Source organism: Exiguobacterium alkaliphilum (assembly GCF_018138125.1).
Lineage (GTDB): Bacteria > Bacillota > Bacilli > Exiguobacteriales > Exiguobacteriaceae > Exiguobacterium > Exiguobacterium alkaliphilum.
In genome coordinates, this window is sequence record NZ_CP073101.1 from 152,567 (window position 1) to 171,299 (window position 18,733).

The 18,733-nt window shown below is 54.4% G+C and carries 20 protein-coding genes and 2 pseudogenes; 5 read left to right on the top strand and 17 right to left on the bottom strand.

The window, feature by feature from the left end; genetic code table 11:
* Positions 1-33 precede the first annotated feature (33 nt).
* The 3 genes from aceA to KB235_RS00845 form a co-directional block, all read right to left on the bottom strand.
* The gene (gene aceA, locus KB235_RS00835; RefSeq protein WP_034808062.1) at positions 34-1,308 is read right to left on the bottom strand and encodes an isocitrate lyase; all 1,275 of its coding nucleotides are present in this window, start codon (positions 1,306-1,308) and stop codon (positions 34-36) included.
* 67 nt (positions 1,309-1,375) lie between these two features.
* A complete protein-coding gene (locus tag KB235_RS00840; protein WP_211780127.1) occupies positions 1,376-1,672 on the bottom strand; it encodes a hypothetical protein in 297 nt (98 codons plus the stop codon).
* Positions 1,669-3,855, bottom strand: a complete 2,187-nt coding sequence (locus KB235_RS00845; RefSeq protein WP_211780128.1) for a malate synthase G — start codon at positions 3,853-3,855, stop codon at positions 1,669-1,671. The genes KB235_RS00840 and KB235_RS00845 overlap by 4 nt, the downstream gene beginning before the upstream one ends.
* 179 nt (positions 3,856-4,034) lie before the next feature.
* Here KB235_RS00845 and KB235_RS00850 point away from each other — a divergent pair, with 179 nt between their 5' ends.
* Together KB235_RS00850 and KB235_RS00855 are read left to right on the top strand one after the other, a co-directional pair.
* Positions 4,035-4,481, top strand: coding sequence for a MarR family winged helix-turn-helix transcriptional regulator (locus KB235_RS00850; RefSeq protein WP_211780129.1), 447 nt, complete (start codon positions 4,035-4,037; stop codon positions 4,479-4,481).
* Positions 4,478-5,113: a nitroreductase family protein gene (locus tag KB235_RS00855; protein ID WP_211780130.1), complete on the top strand. Its 636-nt coding sequence runs from the start codon at positions 4,478-4,480 to the stop codon at positions 5,111-5,113. Before KB235_RS00850 ends, KB235_RS00855 begins: the two co-directional genes overlap by 4 nt.
* Positions 5,114-5,151: 38 nt before the next feature.
* Here the strand turns inward: KB235_RS00855 and KB235_RS00860 are convergent, their stop codons facing one another.
* From KB235_RS00860 to KB235_RS00875, 4 genes are read right to left on the bottom strand one after another with little or no spacing between them, the layout of a single operon-like run.
* Entirely contained in the window at positions 5,152-5,814 is a 663-nt protein-coding gene (locus KB235_RS00860) for an NAD(P)H-dependent oxidoreductase (protein WP_211780131.1), read from the bottom strand.
* A gap of 16 nt (positions 5,815-5,830) precedes the next feature.
* The gene (locus KB235_RS00865; RefSeq protein WP_211780132.1) at positions 5,831-6,442 is read right to left on the bottom strand and encodes a class I SAM-dependent methyltransferase; all 612 of its coding nucleotides are present in this window, start codon (positions 6,440-6,442) and stop codon (positions 5,831-5,833) included.
* On the bottom strand, positions 6,442-7,446 hold the full coding sequence (locus KB235_RS00870) for an ABC transporter permease (RefSeq protein WP_211780133.1): 1,005 nt from the start codon (positions 7,444-7,446) through the stop codon (positions 6,442-6,444). Before KB235_RS00870 ends, KB235_RS00865 begins: the two co-directional genes overlap by 1 nt.
* Positions 7,443-8,117, bottom strand: coding sequence for an ABC transporter ATP-binding protein (locus KB235_RS00875; protein ID WP_211780134.1), 675 nt, complete (start codon positions 8,115-8,117; stop codon positions 7,443-7,445). The genes KB235_RS00870 and KB235_RS00875 overlap by 4 nt, the downstream gene beginning before the upstream one ends.
* A gap of 112 nt (positions 8,118-8,229) precedes the next feature.
* Between KB235_RS00875 and KB235_RS00880 the strand changes: the two genes are divergently transcribed.
* On the top strand, positions 8,230-9,102 hold the full coding sequence (locus KB235_RS00880; RefSeq protein WP_211780135.1) for an ROK family protein: 873 nt from the start codon (positions 8,230-8,232) through the stop codon (positions 9,100-9,102).
* 36 nt (positions 9,103-9,138) lie between these two features.
* Here KB235_RS00880 and KB235_RS00885 read toward each other — a convergent pair whose 3' ends face one another.
* A complete protein-coding gene (locus tag KB235_RS00885) occupies positions 9,139-9,633 on the bottom strand; it encodes a hypothetical protein (RefSeq protein ID WP_211780136.1) in 495 nt (164 codons plus the stop codon).
* Positions 9,630-11,147 (bottom strand): GGDEF domain-containing protein, encoded by a 1,518-nt coding sequence (locus tag KB235_RS00890; protein WP_211780137.1) that lies wholly within the window; start codon positions 11,145-11,147, stop codon positions 9,630-9,632. Before KB235_RS00890 ends, KB235_RS00885 begins: the two co-directional genes overlap by 4 nt.
* A gap of 635 nt (positions 11,148-11,782) precedes the next feature.
* Between KB235_RS00890 and KB235_RS00895 the strand changes: the two genes are divergently transcribed.
* A complete protein-coding gene (locus KB235_RS00895; protein ID WP_211780138.1) occupies positions 11,783-12,220 on the top strand; it encodes a hypothetical protein in 438 nt (145 codons plus the stop codon).
* Between the two features lie 119 nt (positions 12,221-12,339).
* Here the strand turns inward: KB235_RS00895 and KB235_RS00900 are convergent.
* From KB235_RS00900 to KB235_RS00925, 7 genes and pseudogenes are all read right to left on the bottom strand, one after another.
* A pseudogene (locus KB235_RS00900) lies at positions 12,340-12,681 on the bottom strand (family 1 glycosylhydrolase); the annotation flags it as partial.
* A 5-nt stretch (positions 12,682-12,686) separates the two neighbouring features.
* Positions 12,687-13,310, bottom strand: coding sequence for a PTS transporter subunit EIIC (locus KB235_RS00905; RefSeq protein ID WP_246514282.1), 624 nt, complete (start codon positions 13,308-13,310; stop codon positions 12,687-12,689).
* 28 nt (positions 13,311-13,338) lie between these two features.
* A pseudogene (locus tag KB235_RS15800) lies at positions 13,339-13,419 on the bottom strand (hypothetical protein); the annotation flags it as partial.
* 100 nt (positions 13,420-13,519) lie between these two features.
* A complete protein-coding gene (gene licT, locus KB235_RS00910; protein WP_211780139.1) occupies positions 13,520-14,371 on the bottom strand; it encodes a BglG family transcription antiterminator LicT in 852 nt (283 codons plus the stop codon).
* Positions 14,372-14,581: 210 nt separating this feature from the next.
* Positions 14,582-15,322 (bottom strand): AAA family ATPase, encoded by a 741-nt coding sequence (locus KB235_RS00915; RefSeq protein WP_211780882.1) that lies wholly within the window; start codon positions 15,320-15,322, stop codon positions 14,582-14,584.
* Entirely contained in the window at positions 15,313-16,581 is a 1,269-nt protein-coding gene (locus KB235_RS00920; RefSeq protein ID WP_211780140.1) for a sensor histidine kinase, read from the bottom strand. Before KB235_RS00920 ends, KB235_RS00915 begins: the two co-directional genes overlap by 10 nt.
* Positions 16,578-17,228: a response regulator transcription factor gene (locus KB235_RS00925; protein ID WP_211780141.1), complete on the bottom strand. Its 651-nt coding sequence runs from the start codon at positions 17,226-17,228 to the stop codon at positions 16,578-16,580. Before KB235_RS00925 ends, KB235_RS00920 begins: the two co-directional genes overlap by 4 nt.
* Positions 17,229-17,371: 143 nt before the next feature.
* Here KB235_RS00925 and KB235_RS00930 point away from each other — a divergent pair, with 143 nt between their 5' ends.
* Positions 17,372-17,935, top strand: coding sequence for a hypothetical protein (locus KB235_RS00930; RefSeq protein ID WP_211780142.1), 564 nt, complete (start codon positions 17,372-17,374; stop codon positions 17,933-17,935).
* Positions 17,936-17,966: 31 nt separating this feature from the next.
* Here the strand turns inward: KB235_RS00930 and KB235_RS00935 are convergent, their stop codons facing one another.
* Complete coding sequence (locus KB235_RS00935) at positions 17,967-18,674, bottom strand: hypothetical protein (RefSeq protein ID WP_211780143.1); 708 nt, start codon at positions 18,672-18,674, stop codon at positions 17,967-17,969.
* Between the last annotated feature and the right edge of the window lie 59 nt (positions 18,675-18,733).

The window sequence follows — 18,733 nt, forward strand, 5'->3', positions numbered from 1 at the left end:
ATGGCGCCCGTCGCGGCGCCATCTTTTTTAATGTCATTTCACCTCAAACTGTTCGGCCTCGGTCGAGCCGGCGAGTGCCGTCGTTGACGACTCCCCGCCCGAGATGACAAGCGACACTTCGTCGAAGTAACCGGTCCCGACTTCGCGTTGGTGACGCGTCGCCGTGTAGCCATGCTGTTCAGCACTGAACTCCGCTTGTTGCAACTCGGAGTAGGCAGCCATACCGCGGTCCTTATATCCGCGCGCGAGCTCGAACATGCCGAAGTTGAGCGAGTGGAAGCCGGCGAGCGTGACGAACTGGAACTTGTAGCCCATCGCCCCGATTTCTTGTTGGAACGTGGCGATCTCGTCATCCGACAGCTTCTTCTTCCAGTTGAACGAAGGCGAGCAGTTGTAGGCGAGCAGTTTTCCCGGATACTTGGCGTGAATCGCGTCCGCGAATTGGCGCGCTTCGTCCAAATCTGGCTCCGACGTCTCGCACCAGACGAGGTCGGCGTACGGGGCGTAGGCGAGACCGCGGGCGATGGCTTGTTCGATGCCCGCTTCGGTCCGATAGAATCCTTCCGGTGTCCGGTCACCGACGATGAACGGGTGGTCGACCGGATCGATATCACTCGTGATCAAGTTCGCCGCATGTGCATCTGTCCGGGCGACGATAATTGTCGACACACCCATGACGTCGGCCGCAAGCCGTGCCGCAATCAAGTTCTTCACGGCCGTCTGTGTCGGCAGCAACACTTTTCCGCCGAGGTGTCCGCACTTCTTCTCCGAAGACAGTTGGTCTTCGAGGTGGACACCGGCCGCTCCCGCCTCAATCATCGCTTTCGTCAGTTCAAAAACGTTCAACACGCCGCCGAACCCGGCTTCCATATCGGCGACGATTGGCGCGAACCAATGTGTATCGCCTTTCCCTTCTGCCGTTTGAATTTGGTCGGCACGCTGAAGCGCCTGATTGATTCGTTTGACGACGCTCGGTACCGAGTTGGCCGGATACAGGCTTTGGTCTGGATACATATGCCCGGAAAGGTTCGCGTCGGCAGCGACTTGCCAGCCGCTTAAGTAAATCGCTTCTAATCCGGCTTTCACTTGTTGGATCGCTTGGTTCCCCGTGAGGGCACCGAGGGCATGCACGTAATCGCGCTGATGGAGCAGTTCCCATAAACGTTCCGCTCCTTTTGTCGCGAGGGTGTGTTCAATCAACACTGACCCTCGCAGCTTCATGACGTCATCGACGCTATAGGGGCGTTCGACTCCTTCAAACCGTTCTGACTGAAAAATCCCTTCAAGTTGCATCCGCTGTTCATTCATATTTCCATTCCTCCTGTTTTATATTAGTTGATTTATTATCATTTGTTATATAACAGATAGTGCGCGCTTAATCCAAATAAGCACAACATTCGAGCGCCGCTTTGAACGTCGAATGTTCCATCCCGCAACAGCGGCAGACGTTCTCCTCGTCCCGCTCCTCTGGCTTTCGGAAGACGACAACCTCCTCGACCGGTTCCCACATGATTTGGAGTGAGCCGTCTGTGCGATCGAGGATGAGGCGCATCAAATCATTGCCATAGACGAAAGCCGTATTGGCGAGCGTCGCGGTCGATTCTCCCGAAACGATGCGGCGGACGACCCAGCGTTCAATCAATTGTTCACTTTCAAGTTTTTTCGTTGTCATGATGATGCTCCTCCTTTTACATTTTCCAGTGTCGACTGTTCGATGAATTCACGACGGCGCCGATGTAAGATCGGCTCCGTATACCCGCTCGGCGAATCCTTACCTTGGAACACCAAGTCTCTCGCGGCCTGATAGGCAAGCGAGCGTTCCACGTCAGGCGTCATCGGACGATAATGCGGATCTCCCGCATTTTGCGCGTCGACGACCTCGGCCATACGCCGGAGCGTCGCTTCGACTTGTTCTTTCGTACAGACACCGTGGTACAGCCAATTGGCTACGTGTTGGCTCGAGATGCGAAGCGTCGCCCGGTCTTCCATCAACCCAATATGATGAATGTCCGGCACTTTGGAGCAACCGACCCCTTGTTCGACCCAGCGAACAACGTAACCGAGCAATCCTTGTAAGTTGTTTTCGAGTTCCTCGTTCACTTCTTCTGCCGCATATACGTCCGTCGCCAACGGGATCTCGAGGAGACGGCGCTGTTCACGCGCTGTGTCGAACGGTGCGTCCAATAGCTCACGTTGGACACCGGATGCATCGACTTGATGGTAATGGAGCGCATGTAGTGTCGCCGCTGTCGGTGACGGCACCCAGGCTGTCGTGGCGCCTGACCGCACATGATTGACCTTGTCCCGCATCATGTCTTTCATCTGGTCCGGCATCGCCCACATCCCTTTGCCGATTTGGCCGCGGCGGTGAAAACCTGCTCCAAGTCCGACGCGGACGTTCAAACGTTCGTAGGCGTCAAGCCACTCTGACGTCTTCATTTCACCTTTTCGGCGCATCGGTCCAAGCGTGAGCGACGTGTGAATCTCGTCCCCGGTCCGGTCGAGGAATCCGGTATTGATGAAGACAATACGTCCTTTCACACGCTCAATACAATTCTTCAAGTTGAGCGACGTCCGCCGCTCCTCATCCATCACCCCGACCTTGATTGTTTGGCGCGGCACATCAATCAAGTCCTCGATGGTGTCGAACAAATCGTTCGTGAAGGCGACTTCTTTTGAACCGTGCATCTTCGGTTTGACGATATAGATGGAGCGTTCACGAGAATTTCGGTTCGCATCCAAGTGACGGCTTGCAATCAAGGCGGTGAATATGCCGTCCACGATCCCCTCGGGCACTTCACGCCCTTCCCCGTCCAGAATCAAATCTGTCGTCATCAAATGACCGACGTTTCGGATGAAGAGCAAGGCTCGTCCCGGCAACACGACTTCACGTCCGCCCGTCCCGATGTAATGACGGTCGGGATTCAACGTCCGCGTGAGCGACTGGTCCCCTTTTTGGAACGTGGCCTCGAGCGTGCCGTCCATCAATCCGAGCCAGTTTTCGTAAAGGTGAACTTTGTCTTCAGCCCGGACGGCCGCGACCGAGTCCTCACAGTCGACGATCGCCGATAATGCCGATTCGAGCTCAATGTCGACGAGCCCTGCCGGATCGCTCTTCCCGACCGGATGATGGCGATTGAATCTCAGCTCGGCATGGAGGCCGTTATGGACGAGCAGCAGACGGTCCGGAGACTCCGGAGCGCCGGTGTAGCCGACGAAACAGTCTTGTCGGAACGGAACCCGTTTCCCGTTCAAGACGGCATAAGCGGCATCACCCTCGACGCTGTATCCTTCCGCCTCACGATGCGTCCCTTCTCGGAGCGGGAACGTATCGTCGAGAAACTGTTTGGCGTAGGCGATGACGGCCGCGCCTCTAATCGGGTTATAACCCCTCGTCTTTTTACCGTCCGACTCATCAATCACGTCCGTTCCGTATAAGGCGTCATAGAGACTTCCCCACCTTGCGTTGGCCGCGTTCAAGGCGTAGCGCGCATTGTCGAGCGGGACAACGAGTTGCGGTCCGGCTTGTTGTGTGATCTCCAAGTCGACGTTCGAAACGTCGATTTGAAAGTCTGGGACGACCGGCTCGATGTAACCGATCGATTGAAGGAAACGTTCGTACTCGTTCACATCGAAATTGTGTTTGTGGTCGCTGTACCAATCCTGTAACAGTCGCTCAAACGATTCACGTTCATGGAGCAGCGCCTCATTTCGAGGAATGAATTCGTCGAGTATGCGCTCGACCCCTTGCCAAAATTGCTGGCGCGTGGCCGCTTCCGGCAATACACGAGCCGAAACGAAGTCGAGCAGCTTCCGATGTACGCGATAAGTTCCTAGTTGCTTATACTGTTCCAAGCCTTCACATCCTCTCGCATTTATTGTTATATATCAGTTGACTTTAATATAGACTATTATATAACAGTTTGGCAACAGGTTTTTCAAAACTTTTTATTTGAAATATGTAGGCGAAGGCGGTAGCATTCATTGTGTGACCTATCAATGATTGATGCATCAATGACCAAGGAGGACTGCCGATGCGCGATTCCTGTTCGCTCAGCGACGAGATCCTCTACCAAATCATGACGATTCAAAAAGAATTCGGCCAAGTGTTCGATACCGAAATGGACGGGCTGAGCTTGACTCGATTCGATTTATTGAGCAACCTTTATCACATCGGTCCGCTCAAACAACGCGAGCTGCAACAACGGGTCGACGTCGACCACGCAGCCGTCACACGGCACTTGAAGCAACTCGAGGCAGACGGCCTCATCCGGCGTGACCGTTGCCTGAAAGACAACCGTGTCATCTACGTCGAATTGACGGAACTCGGCCACGAACAAATCGCACATTGGACCGAGCAAAAGAAGTGCTTATCGAATCGACTTTTTGTAAACATGAAGGTAGAAGATCAACACCGCCTACTCGACCACTTAAATACATTACAAACAAACATTCAACATGAAAGGAAGACGTTACTATGAACACAACGACCGAGAAAGACTTTATGGAGATCGTGAAAGGGCGCCGCTCGATTCGCGTCTACGATGAGAACGTCAAAATCTCGAAAGACGAGATGACGCAAATCTTGGAGGAGGCGACAACGGCTCCGTCTTCACTTAACCTACAACCGTGGCGCTTCGTCGTCATCGATAGCGCAGAAGGCAAAGACACGCTCCTCCCACTCGCAAGCTTCAACAAGCGCCAAGTCGAGACGTCTGCGGCCGTCATCGCCATCTTCGCCGATTATCAAATGGCCGACTACACGGAAGAGATTTTTGACACGGCCGTCGAACGTGGCCTCATGCCGCCGGAAGTACGCGACCGTCAAGTCGACATGATTAAAGGCATCTACAAAGACGCACCAAAAGAGGCAATCAAGGACAGCATCTTACTCGACTCCGGCCTCGTCGCGATGCAGCTCATGCTCGTCGCCCGGGCCCACGGCTACGACACGAACCCAATCGGTGGCTACGACAAGAAGAATATCGCCGAGGCGTTCGGTCTCGAGAAAGAGCGTTACCTCCCGGTCATGCTCATCTCAATCGGAAAAGCCGCGGAAGACGGCTACCAATCGGTCCGCTTCCCAATCGACCGCATCACCGACTGGAAATAAGCAAAGGCTCAATCGCTTCGAGGCGATTGAGCCTTTTTTCATCCGATGTATTTGACGACCTCGTTGAAGTCGCGGCGTGTCTTCGGTGCGAAGTCACGGGCACGATGTCCGAACGCGACCATGACCGAGAGGGACCAGGCGCCCCGTTCCATGACACCTTCTGTGACTAACAACTCGTCCATCTCGGCCTGATTGAACCCTTCGATCGGGCATGAGTCGACGCCGATTTGGGCAGCGGCCGTCATCATGTTGCCGAGCGGGATGTACGTCTGGCGTTTAATCCACTCTTGGAATACACGCGCATCGTCGAGGAGACGATAGTCGTTTTCTTGGAACGCCTGCACGCGCTGAATGCGTTGCGCATACTCCTCCTCCGTCCGCCCTTGGACGTCCGTGACGATGTGACGGATGTAGTCCGAGTCGTGGCGCATCGCTTCAGGCGTCCGCGCCAAGATTAAGACGAAATGACTCGCCGTGAGCGCTTGTCCTTGTGCGCCCCAAGCGTGCTGTTTAATCTTTTGCAGCAAGTCTTCGCGGCGGACGACGACGAACTGCCACGGCTCGAAACCGAACGAGCTCGGCGACAGACGGCCCGTCTCTAAGATGAATTCAAAATCGTCTTCCTCGATTTTGCGGTCTGCATCAAACTCTTTCGTCGCTTGACGCCAACGATACGCTTCCAAAATCTCTTTCTTCTTCATCCGATTCACTCCTCAATCACCAAGATGATTCCATCATATCAAATCGATAGATGAGAAACCGCTCATGAAGATTTTTGAGTGGCAATCGCACGCCTTGCACGTATTGAAACGGTGTCTCATCATTTAAAAAATGCAAATACTCGTCTGCCGGGTAATACAAGATGAGATCAACCGGACGTGGCGATTGCTCGACTGACGCGATGATGTTCGAGACGACGTCACGGAACACGTTCACCGAGAACGGGTTGAAGAAGTAAAATCGGTTCGCCTCAGGCGGAATGATAAAGCGTTCGGCGTAGTCATGGATGAGCTGAACGCTGCCTCGAGTATGATGCTTTTTTGAATAGTTGATCCAGTTGTCAAGCGCCGCCTCATGGAAGCCGCCGTCCATCTCGACGCCGATAGCCCGGACACGGAACGTGTAAGCCAGATAAAACGGGAGCCGTCCTTTCCCGGAGCCGAAATCGACGACCGTGTCCGTCGCCGCGAGCGGATAGGCGTCCCGCAACAAGTCGAGCGCCTCGTACGGCGTCGGCTCATAGCGATGATATTCGACCGATGCGGGGAAGCCTTGTTGGGGTTTCGCCGTCTCGATTTGAAGCAAGCGTTCATATTGTTGTTCAGTCATCAGTCTGTCCTTCCTTGGGTCATGCGGAAGAACGGATGACGCTCCATCTCGTTTAAGAAGGCGTCCCGTTCTTGAATCCCGACGTACCCGATATATAACGGGATGAGCAACTTGAACCAGCTCGGCACGAGCAGAAACCCCGTGACCGCGAGCGGGATGAGCCGTAACCACAGATTACGGTGGCTCGGCGTGCGGATGTACAGCAAGAGCGCGAGCGTGCGCCGAACGGACCCGAACCGATTCGGGGTAGGCCGATAGTACGGCCGCTTTCGCGTGTTCGGTTTCTCAAAGACGCCTGACGTCGATAAGAGCGATCGGTCGAACGCTGTCCGGACACGCGCGACATGCTCGACCTCGCGGCTGATGAACGGGTGGCGCGAGAGCCAGCCTTCTCCCGAAACAAGCGCCAAGGCGACACTGCCACTGCCGAGGACGACCGCAAGGAGCGGCATGTCTGCGAGGAGCGCGTACGTGCCCGAGAACGCGACGACCGGCACGAGGAGCCGGAGCGACCAATGGGTTCCCTTCATATCAAGCAGATAGCGCAGCCACATGTGCAGCCACGCAACGACGAAGAGCGCGAAACCGAACGCGACGAGCGACACGATCGACCATCCGTGAAGCTTAAGTACCGGTGCCATCAATCCGAGGACGAGCGTATACTTCATGCCCATACCGGCGAGATGATACCCGACCGAATACCGTTTCATGGCCGAGACCAAGTCACGGTTCGCGACTAAAGCGACGTCCGCTCGTTCGATCCATGCGAAGAAGTGATCGTGCAGCTGAATCAACAGGAGGCCGGCCGCCCATGCAAGCATCGGGACGTCCATGAGCCACGGATATGCGCCTTGCCACATCGCTACGTATTGATAGCCGAGAAAGAACGTGAGCGGGATGCCCCCGTAAAGGACGATCGTCCAATCGAACAGTAACCGCCACGTCTTCCCTCGTTTGGTCAAGTCGGTCCGGACACGCCGAACCCAGACGTCTCGAACCGTCATCGCATCACCACATCTTCCATCATCTCGAACAACGAGGCACCGTCCGTCCCGAGCTCCGCTCGAATCGCTTGTTTCGTCCCGCTCGCGAGCATGCGCCCGTTATCGATCCAGACGAAACGGTCGCACAATCGTTCGGCCGTGTCGAGCACGTGGGTGACGAGCAACACGCCCGTGCCGCGTCGACGCTCTTCTTCGAGCAGACGAAGCAACTGAATCGTCGTCGTCGCGTCGAGCCCGACGAACGGCTCGTCCACGAGCAAATAGCCCGCTTCTTGAATGAGCGCCAAGAGGATCATCGCCTTTTGCTTCATCCCTTTTGAAAACGAGGCGATGTAATCGTCTTGTACCGATTCAAGCCGAAACATTCGAAGGAGCATCGCCGTCCGCGTCTGATCTGACACGCCGCTCAGTTCGCTGACGAGGGCGATGTGTTCGGTGAGCGTCAAATAATCATAGTAGACCGGCTGTTCCGGAATGTAGGCGTAGCGACCGATGTCCACCGTCCCGCGCATCCATGGAATCGTCCCGGTCAGACAGGAGACCGTCGTACTCTTCCCGGCCCCGTTCGAACCAATCATCCCGACGATTTCCCCGGGCCGGACGTCGAACTTGATTTCTTCAATCACCGCTTGACGTGCCTCATACCCTGCTTGCTGAATGTGAACGTCCACCGAACTCCTCCCCATATCTTGAGATTCTATGTATTTTTCTTTATCTATCATACCATCCTCTGAAAATATGGCATAATAACGCTTGTCACCCCATTTAAAGGAGTAGAAAGCCATGCAACACTATTTAGCCATCGACATTGGTGGTACGAGCATCAAATACGGGATCGTCCACGCGGACGGCACCCTTCACGCGAGCGACCATGTCCCGACCCCAGCGACGTGGGACGCATTCCTCGAACAACTTGACGCCATCGTCAGCGAGATCAAGATGACACAAGCCATCGATGGACTCGCGATTAGCGCGCCCGGCGCGGTCGACTCTACAGCCGGTGTCATCCATGGGATCAGCGCAGTACAATACATCCATGACCGTCCATTCCTCGACGCCCTTCGGGAGCGCTACGCGTTACCGGTCACCGTCTTGAATGACGCCAACGCGGCCGCCCTCGCCGAAGGATGGACCGGAGCCGCCGCCTCGATCGAACGTTATGCGACAGTCGTGATTGGCACAGGCGTCGGTGGCGCGTTCGTCGACAAGCAGGCCGTCATGATTGGATCCCACTTCCATGGAGGCGAGTTCGGCTACTGGATTCTCGACCCGTCGCTCCCTCATCCGGACGGGACGTGGAGCAAGATCGGGGCCACCGCCGCCCTCGTCCAACGCTGCAGCGACCACCTCGGGCGACCGCTGTCCGGACAAGACATCTTTGCGCTCCAAACCGACGCTGCCATTCAAGAAGAGTTGGAGCGTTTCTATCGTTGGAACGCGATTGGCCTATACAATATCCAATTCAGCCTCGACCCGGAACGCATCTTGATCGGAGGCGGCATCAGCCGTCGCCCGGAAGTTCGCGACGGGATCAAGCGACACCTCGATACATTGTGTGAGGCGTTTGGGACGTTCCGAATCGACGTCGAGACGTGCGCGCACTTTAACGAGGCGAACTTGATTGGCGCGGCTCGGTTTCATATGTTGAACGTCTAAAAGGGTTTCGCTCACGCATTGTGAGCAAAACCCTTTTCATTGTGCAGCCCGGTCCTCATGAAGCTGTTGGTACACTTCCTCACGAATCGCTTGCGCCGTCCGTTCATGAAGGATCATATGGGCCCGAATGATTCGATTCGTTCGTTCGTCGATAATCCGTGTCTCCAAATACCGATCCAACAGCGGCAAGCTAAAGTCATGGAGAGGCAAATACGCGACGGGAATCGTTTCATGCCCCGTCTGAATCGACACTTGGACACCATTCACTTCCGGAAAAAAGTACGACTCGTAATAAGGTTCGATGACCAATTCGTCAATCGAGGCGTCGCGTGCCGTCGGAATCGTCGTCGGCAAGGCGATGAAATACACCATTTGGTCGAACGAGAACGAGACGTCCTGTAAGGAGACGTTGAGACGGGCCGCTTCCCGTTTCGCGATCGAGCGTAAAATCAAACGATAGCAAGGTCGGCTCGTGAACAACAACGTCCCGACGAAGACGACCGCCATGACCATGACACTGAACTCATTCATAGCGGCACTCCTTCCCAGCGGCACACTTGATTTTTCCCACGTGACTTGGCCGCATAGAGCGCTTGGTCGGCGCATTCAATCAACTGCTCGCTCGTCTGGTGACGGAGCGTATGCTTCGAGGCGACCCCGAAGCTGAGCGTCAACCGACCACCGGGCTGTGCTTCCCCGTACGTGAACGACGTCTTCAGCACCGCCACCCGAATCGTTTCCGCCACGTTCGTCGCCTCGACTTCATCAAACTTCGGTAACAGGACGACGAACTCTTCGCCGCCGAACCGGTACGCCATCTGTTCATCCGGCACGCTACGGCGAATCACGCTCGCGAGGCGTGTCAACAGTTCGTTGCCCGCTAAGTGTCCGTTCGTATCGTTGTACTGTTTAAAGTGATCGATGTCCATGACGATTAACGATAGCTCCTCGTCCGCACATTCACGGAACAATACGTCCAAGTCTTGTTCGAACGAGCGATGGTTTTTCAAACGGGTCAGGCCGTCGCGCAAGGCGAGCGTCTCGATTCTTTGATAGAGCGTCGTCTGATGCAAGGCGAGCGATGCCTGTTCGGCGATGGGCCGGACGCCGTCAATCTTTTGCGGCGTAATCGGCTTCTTATTGACGACGTTATCGATCACGAGCAGTCCGTATGGAATGCCTTGATGGTGAAGCGGAAAAATCGTACACTCATCCATCTGTAGCTCCGCGTGCAACATCCGGAGCACCGGGTCGTCCGTGATGCTCGCATACACATGAATCGGTCGCCCTGTGTCGAGCGTCTGTCTGAACACGTGCTCGCCGTCGAACGGGATGCGCATCTTACGAATCCGTTCGTTCAACTGTTCGTCATGGCTCGTGCCCGTTTCCTTCTCGTCAATCAGGCTTTGAAGGTCGAAATGTTGGCGCGTGATCTCTTCCCAAATCTGAAACCCTTCCTCAGGGCTCATCGGTCCCGTCCCCATGACCCCATAAATGCTGTCTTTCTCAGGGTCGGCAAAAAAGATGATGGAGCGGTTGAACCCGAGACCATGCCCCGCCGTCACCGACGTCAAAATCGTCTGCAACAACCGGTCCAAATCAAGCGTATCTTGCATCGTGAAACTGACTTCCCGGAACACGTTCAACTGCCGGGAGCTCCCGGTCAGCATATGTAGCCGCTCCGACCGCTCCCGTTTCAGCTGCTTGATGTACCCGAATAAGAGGGCCGCCCCTAGACCGAAGAAAAAATAACTGAACAAGAGGGGGAACGACAGCATCCCCGATTGGCTATAGACGAGAAGCCAGCTCGTGACGATGGCCGCAAACATGCCTCTCCATTCAAAACAGACGAGACCTGTCACGATGAGGAGAAGTACCGACCAATGAAAGTCATAAAAATCAAACAAGACGCCATGCCAAATGACGATGAGACCGCTCGCCCCAACGAGCAACCAGCGATTCAACAACGGGGTCGTCAACAGACGCAGTACATTGATGACGATCGTGATGAAGACGATACCGCCAAGCCATATCCCGTATACCATCTTGTCCCCTCATTTCTCCAAATTGTTCTCTTCCTCCATTATAGAATGAATCGGGAGAGGTGGGACATCGTTTGCCCAATCACTGACCAAACTTTTAAGTTATTTGAAAGATTTTCCAATCTATTGCTTGTTCCCATTTTACAGATTATACGAGCAGGAAAGCCCATACCGGGCATAGCCCGCCTTTAGGCATGGGATGAACGTGAGTTCGGATGTGAAAAACATCCGACATTCGGGTATATATATCCCATAGACAAGTACAAGTCTCTAAAACGCCCGTGTCCATCGCTCCTTGAGAATCGTATCCGGTTCGGTCACGAAACCATGTGACCGGTAAAACGATGCCTGTCGTCATGCAAAAGACGCTAAAACATCAGGTGGACACACCTGTAACGACCTGTGGTTGATGGTAACAGTCAATCAGCCTGAGAACCTATATGGTCTGTCTCAGGAGGGGTGATGGCACACCCTCATCTGAAGGCTTGAGCAAAACAGAAATGGACTGCGCTCGCACAAGCACTTCAGAATCCCACTGCTTTAGCTGTGGGAGTGTCAAATAATGTTTTCGTATACTTTAGTGCGCTACCGTGAAATGATAGAGCTACCTAACTAAAAAATAAAAGCGAGGTGGAAGCGTGACCCGTACTACAAATAGTGAAGCTTCGAAAATTTTAACGCATCTCTTCAGCACGACGTCGTTCGTTGGGATCGACTTCGGGTCTGGACCGAACCACCACCTGCTTTACTTCAAGCGCGGGGACGACCATGAGGCTTGGCTCTCCATCGAGGGGTCTTGGCACGTCCATACCGCGGACACCTTATTCGATGAGGCGCTACAACTGCAACGTCTCATCGAATTGCGGCGCGAACGGGTCCGTCACGTCCGTCTAGGCGACGAATATCCACATCTCGAGTTGACGTTCGAGTCTGGCCGCACGTTATTCGTCAACGGTTTCCATGAACAGTTCGAGAGCTGGCAGGCAGGGGACGCCCGCCCGCTCGGGGGAGATGAGTACTTGCTCGTCGCCATGCCGCAAGGCGAACTCGCCGTGTTTGTCGAGGAGGAGGCTTGATGGGCATCTGGACTGAAATCGCCACGTATATGCTGATTGCGTTTGGAATCAGCCTCGCCATCATCGTCCTGCGTAAAATTACCAAGTCATAACAAAGGAGCGGCCGCGGCCGCTCCTTTTTATTTAACCGTCTCATCTTCGAACAGGCTTGCTCCGTTCGTCTGGATGACGTCTTGATACCAGAAGAACGAATCTTTCCGTGAACGCTCGAGCGTCCCTGACCCGTCGTCGTGCTTGTCGACATAGATGAACCCGTATCGTTTGCTATATTCACCCGTCGATGCACTGACGAGGTCGATACAGCCCCAGCTCGTGTAGCCGATGACGTCGACCCCGTCCTCAATCGCCTCGACCATCGCCTTCAAATGGTCACGCAAGTACCCGATGCGATAATCGTCATGGACCGAACCGTCCGCTTCGACGTTGTCATACGCCCCAAGACCGTTCTCGACGATGAGGAGCGCCATCATCGGGGTCGTGAAGTTCCGGACTGCCTCATGCGTCCGCTTTTGAAGAACGCCTCCACTTTTGACGAGACGTACGTCGCCAAGATGATTGGAATGACAGAAGACGCATAACTCATCAACACGACCGGTAAATTGAGGAACGTGAGCGTCTCGCCAGCACCTTGCATCGCGACGATGGCCGGATAGACGAGCGCTCCCCCGATAATCATCCCGATATACGGGTTCCCACCGAACTTCTTCGCGGCCGAGTGTCCGAGGATGACCGGCAGGAAGTAGAAGAGGGCATCGGCCGCTGCGTTCAAGACGATGTACGTCCCCATGTCTTGCGTGAGGAGACCGAGGGCGACGAGAATGGCAAGCAATCCTTTCAACAACCCGCTCCCGGCCATCGGGCCGAGAATCGGGGTGAAGATACCGGCAATCACATCGATCAAGCGATTGAACACGCCCGTCTTCTCTTCTTCCTCATTCGATGACGTTTGAAAACCTCCGGCTGCGACGACGTCCTGATAGACGTACGGTACATTGTTGCCGATGACGACTTGGAACTGGCCGCCGCTTTGGACGACCGTGATGACGCCATCGTGTTGTTTCAGCGTCTCCGGGATCGGCCTTTTTTTCATCTTTCAATTTGAAACGCAACCGTGTCGCACAGTGGAACACGCTTTTGACGTCGTCTTTCCCACCGACGTGACGAATGATGTCGTCGGCGAGGGCCTTGTATTGGCTCATTTTGCTCACTCCTTCAGTTTGAGGTAAAAAGAAAAACCTAAATGTACGTCTACATCGCGTAGCGTCATTTAGGTTTGGCCTGCATCATCAGTAACCATCCTTAGGATCGTCTTTCTTTCATTAAATTTTCGATGTGGATCATCATATAGAGCCGTTCATCGGTCGACACCGCATAGTTGTACTTCGAGGCGATCAGTCCCGCGATTTTCTCGACACATTCATAGGCGTCAGGATAGCGCAGCTTCACCATCTCAAACAGCGTCTCATCGCCTCCGGTCTTCACCGGCTCTTTCGAGGCGAGCCGTTGGACGAAGTATTTGAGATGGGTCAAGAACCGGGAGTAGGCGTGCGACTCTTCATCCAAGTCGATTTGAAAATGGTACGTGATGATTGTCAGGATCGCTTGGGTCGCTTTCGTCATCTCGGTGACAAGGTGTAAGTTCTCACCCTTCGCGCCAGACATCGTCGCATTGACGAGATGAAGGGCGATGGCGACGGCCTCATCTTCATCGAGGACGACGTCGTGCCGCTCGTTGATGAGCGCGACCGCTTCTTTCCCGATTGAAAATTCAGGTCCATAAAACCGTTTCACTTCCCAAACGAGCGGGTTTCGGATGACGATTCCATCGCGATAACGACTGAGGGCGAAATGAATATGGTCGGCGAGCGTCACATAAAGCGAGTCGTGCACCGTCTTTTCGAGCCTTGTTTCGGCGAGTTTGACGATTTGCTTCACCGTCTCCATCTCCTCACCCGGCATCTCATTTAAAAAATGGACGAACCGATCATGGCTCTCTTTACTCTCGAGCGTAAAGATCTTTTCGATTCGCGCTTGATCGATCGCGTCACCAGGTCGTTTTGGGAACGCAATCCCTCGTCCCATGACGACTTGTTCTTGACCGTTCGCTTGAATGGCCACGACGTTGTTGTTGAACACTTTTGAAATGTGCATGGAATCTTGTCACCTCCGCTCAGGGTCGATTGAAAAGAAAAAAACCTAAATTCACGCCGGTCCCCTAAAGTTGGATGGACGGCATCAATTTAGGTTTTGCCTGCATGACCAGTAACAATCCCAAAGTGGATTTTCTTCTTCTCGTCCTTAGCATACTCCGTTGATATCTTGACGTCAACATAAAAATAAAACGCTTACACGATGACCGTTTTATTCGAACAAGATGCGTTGCATCCGTTCCGGGGCCGCCAAAAAGTCACGCATGACCCGAACGTGCTCGAGTTCATCGAACGACGTCGGTTCGAGTCCCGTTTCGACTTGGAGAATATCGGCGTCAGGATACGACATAAGAATCGGCGAATGGGTCGCGATGATGAACTGGCTCCCCGACTGCACGAGTTCATGCATCCGAGCGAGCATCGTCAACTGTCGCATCGGGGACAAAGCGGCCTCAGGCTCGTCCAATATATAAAGCCCTTTACCCCGGAAACGGTGGAGCATGAGCGACAGAAACGCCTCGCCATGTGACTGCTCATGGAGCGACCGACCGCCGTAGGACGAATAGAACCGTTCCGGATCGGGAGACGTCCGTGCAATCTCATCCACATAACTCGACAGTTGATACGCAGTCTCGGCACGAAGGAAAAATCCGTCTTTTGGCCGGTAAGCGCCACGGATTGGCCGTAGCGCTTCAAACAACGAACTATGTGTCGAATCGGTTTCGAATCGGAACGTCGTCGCCCCACCTTCCGGATTGAAACCGGCGGCGACGGCCATTCCTTCAATCAGTGTCGATTTTCCGCTCCCGTTCTCCCCGACGAGAAACGTGACCGGCTTCGTGAGCGTCAGTTCATCAAACCTATCAAAAATCGGTAGCGAGAACGGATAATCGGGTTGTTCGATGCGATCCCGTTCCAAGCGCACACCGCGCAAAAATAAGTTTAGTACCACATGATCCAAAACAGCGCCCCCTCTCTCGACTCAATCCCGTACGACAGCCCTTGCGCCTCGAGCAACAGCTTGTTGATAGCAAGACCGAGCCCGTGCCCATCTGACTGGTCCCCTTTCACGTACATGTCCCAAATGTTGGCGTGCATCGATTCCGGGATGCCCGGTCCCTCATCCTCGATTTCGAGTCGTCGCTCGGTGAGCCGGACCGTAATCATGCCGCCGACCGGGCTGGCATGATAGGCGTTTTGCAGGAAGTTCGACAAAATGCGTTCCAACGCCAACCGATCCGCCTGCACTGTCACGTCTTCGAGTTCAAGCGCGACCGTCACTTGCTTGTGCTTGAACGACTCTTCCATCCGTGAGACTGTTTCTTCAATCAACTCGTTCAAGTGAACAGGCTCGGTCGTAAGCGTCAGCTTCCCAGCCGATAGTTTCGAATACTCGAGCATCTGTGTGACGAGCCGGTCGATGCGGTCAACCTCCTCGGTCATGCTTCGCCCGGTCGCGGCCACATCTTCTTGTTTGACGATTCCGAGCTCGAGCATCTCTGCCTCGTTTCGCACGATGGCGAGCGGGGTACGAACGTCATGCGTGACCCCCGAGATGAACGTGTTCTGCAGCCGTTCCTTCTCTTCGAGCGATGTGTTCATCTGCCGGACCGCTTCCGTCAAATCACCAATCTCGTCGTTGGTCACCGGTGGCAGCTTGAGTTCGTGCCGACCCGACATGATGGACGCGGTCGCTTGTTTCAATTTGACGAGCGGGGTCGTCAAACGCTTGCTCATCCAATACGTCATGCCGATGGCGACGAGAAGCGCGAACAAAAAACCGCTCCCAAGAATGACGTAAATTTGGCGAAACTGTGGATTTGCCAACGGTGCGGTCGTATACGTCACAATTTGCAAATCACCTTCCTCAAGTTTGAACGTGAGCAGGTTTGTTCCGTTCATACGAATTTGGTCTCGTTCACTTAATACGTCCGGGTTCAGAAACGGTGTCATATGGCGATGCATCCGGCCGCCCCGCTCAAGGTCGAGCCGTTTCCCGTCTCGAAACACGACGACATCGAACTGTCCAGGGATGCCCCGACCGTCCATGAGCGCATCGTAGACAATATCAGCTTCCCGCCCGAGTTGAGTATAGCTTTCGGTCTCGGCAAAGCGACCAATCAGCAGCGACGTTAGCCCGAACGTGAGCACGGCCATGACCGTAAGCGGCAAAATCGCCATGACGAGTAACTTCTTCATCAATCGATTCATCGGATATCCTCCAATCGATAGCCGACGCGGTGCACGGTCTTCAATTGCCGCTTCATCGTCGGCAACTTGTCACGCAACTGTTTGACGTGCGTATCGACCGTGCGCGTGTCCCCGGCGAACGTATAGTCCCACACCTCATCAAGTAGCCGATTCCGGTCGATGGCTTCTCCGCTATGCTTCAAAAAGTAGAGCAACAACTCATACTCTTTATTCGTCATGCGAATCGAACGGCCGTCATCGGTCACCGTCCGGGAGCGAGCATCCACCGTCATATCGCCGAACGAGATTTCATCCGTCTGTTTGACGAGACGCTTCAGGCGGATTTCGAGTTCTTTCAATACAATCGGTTTGACCAAATAATCGTCAGCCCCGAGCTCAAGTCCGAACACACGGTCATCCGCCTCGCCCCGTGCCGTCGCCAAGATGATGACAGGAGCAGGCCGCAACGCCTTCAATTTCGGAATGAGCGTCCACCCTTCCCCGTCCGGCAAACGCACGTCGAGGAGGACCGCATCGAACGGTTGCTCAAGCTGTCGCTTCGCCTCGGCGAGCGTACCGGCCACACGAACGTGAAAACCAGCATACGTCAGAAAGCGGGCAAGTCCGTCCGCTAATTTGGGTTCATCTTCGACCACGAGTACGTTCATCTCTATCGCCTCCACTTTGATTATATCGTATCGGGAAACAGACCCCATCGTTTCCCAAAGACAATTTGCAAAAACCTTGCAACTCCCTCACAACTTTTGAACGGTCGCGCCCTACACTTGAGGTAGTAAAGGAGGAGATTGACATGAATAAATTAGCAATCGCCCTGGCCGGCCTACTTGTCGTCTCAGGCACAGGCGTCTATGCCGCCACGAACGATACGACAACGACTGACGGAACGGAAACGACGACACAATGTGAGCGCGGCGAACGCGGGGAGCGCGGGATGTTCGGTGACCGGGCAGCCGGACAAGCCGCCTTACTCGAGGCGCTCGGGTTGACCGAGGACGAAGTGGCAGCAGCACGTGAGGAAGGGCAGTCACTTCCTGAGTTGGCCGAATCGAAAGGAATCACCATCGAACAGTTCATCGAGGCGATGATCGCGTCTCATGAAGCCAAACTCGACGCAGCGGTCGAATCCGGTGATTTGACGCAAGAAGAGGCCGATTCAATCCTTGCCGAGCATGAGGCGCGCTTCGCCGACGTCACGAGTTATGACGACCTAGACGAGATACGCGGTTTTGGCGGAGGACGTCATCGGGGCGGACACGGCCCACATCACGGTGGTCCATTCGGCGGGTCGAACACAGATGAGGATACACCTTCAAGCGATGACAACGTAGACGACCAGAGCACGAATTCATTGTAAGCAAAAAGGCAACCGCGCGGCGGTTGCCTTTTCATATGGCCAACAATAAGAGCGAATAACCGACGAGCCCGACGGCGAAGGCTCGAAAACTGCTGTCCCGTTCCTCTGGCAGCTCTTCTTTCATGACGTTCAAGATGATGCCCCCGGCCAAAAACGCGACGATGATGGACAACGTCAATTCATCGAGCGCCGAGAACGCGCCGACGCCCCACCCAGCGAGCACCGAAAGGGACAATAAGAGCCGTCCTTCCCGATCATACATCGCTTTGTGATGGTGTCTCAGCCCTTGGTCGACCGTGATGAAATGAATCCCTAGCGCAAAGAAGTAAAGCGTCATCGTCCATGCATTATCGAACGCGCTCTCGGCGAGCACATAGCCGATGCTGAAGTTATAGAAAACGAACAGCGCCATATGAATCCAGAACACGCTGCCGCTCCCGCGCCGACTCATCTGTGTGGCGAGTCGCTCGAGACCGTAAAACGCGGCCAGGCCAATCATGCTGACGACGAGAATATGATTCTCAACCGATGTGAAAAGCCCGTCCCCTAAATGACCTTCCAACTGTTCTTGATATTCATTCAACTCCGGTAAGAGGTGCAAGAAGACATAAGCCACCGCGACGCCGCCAGCGAGCGATAAAAAACGACTGCGCGGCGTCTCACGCACATGAATCAAGTTTCCCGAGAAATAATGGATCAAGGCAAACCCGATGGCAAACAATAAGCTCAACCAAAACATTCCATCCACCTCCGACACTTACCCGTCAGCCGAACGATTAGACGACTCCCGGTCCTTGT

Coding starts and splice junctions, on each gene's coding strand:
- aceA (WP_034808062.1), bottom strand. CDS start 1,308: ATGAATGAACAGCGGATGCAACTTGAAGGGATTTTTCAGTCAGAACGG.
- KB235_RS00840 (WP_211780127.1), bottom strand. CDS start 1,672: ATGACAACGAAAAAACTTGAAAGTGAACAATTGATTGAACGCTGGGTC.
- KB235_RS00850 (WP_211780129.1), top strand. CDS start 4,035: ATGCGCGATTCCTGTTCGCTCAGCGACGAGATCCTCTACCAAATCATG.
- KB235_RS00855 (WP_211780130.1), top strand. CDS start 4,478: ATGAACACAACGACCGAGAAAGACTTTATGGAGATCGTGAAAGGGCGC.
- KB235_RS00860 (WP_211780131.1), bottom strand. CDS start 5,814: ATGAAGAAGAAAGAGATTTTGGAAGCGTATCGTTGGCGTCAAGCGACG.
- KB235_RS00865 (WP_211780132.1), bottom strand. CDS start 6,442: ATGACTGAACAACAATATGAACGCTTGCTTCAAATCGAGACGGCGAAA.
- KB235_RS00870 (WP_211780133.1), bottom strand. CDS start 7,446: ATGACGGTTCGAGACGTCTGGGTTCGGCGTGTCCGGACCGACTTGACC.
- KB235_RS00880 (WP_211780135.1), top strand. CDS start 8,230: ATGCAACACTATTTAGCCATCGACATTGGTGGTACGAGCATCAAATAC.
- KB235_RS00885 (WP_211780136.1), bottom strand. CDS start 9,633: ATGAATGAGTTCAGTGTCATGGTCATGGCGGTCGTCTTCGTCGGGACG.
- KB235_RS00890 (WP_211780137.1), bottom strand. CDS start 11,147: ATGGTATACGGGATATGGCTTGGCGGTATCGTCTTCATCACGATCGTC.
- KB235_RS00905 (WP_246514282.1), bottom strand. CDS start 13,310: ATGAAAAAAAGGCCGATCCCGGAGACGCTGAAACAACACGATGGCGTC.
- licT (WP_211780139.1), bottom strand. CDS start 14,371: ATGCACATTTCAAAAGTGTTCAACAACAACGTCGTGGCCATTCAAGCG.
- KB235_RS00920 (WP_211780140.1), bottom strand. CDS start 16,581: ATGAATCGATTGATGAAGAAGTTACTCGTCATGGCGATTTTGCCGCTT.
- KB235_RS00925 (WP_211780141.1), bottom strand. CDS start 17,228: ATGAACGTACTCGTGGTCGAAGATGAACCCAAATTAGCGGACGGACTT.
- KB235_RS00930 (WP_211780142.1), top strand. CDS start 17,372: ATGAATAAATTAGCAATCGCCCTGGCCGGCCTACTTGTCGTCTCAGGC.
- KB235_RS00935 (WP_211780143.1), bottom strand. CDS start 18,674: ATGTTTTGGTTGAGCTTATTGTTTGCCATCGGGTTTGCCTTGATCCAT.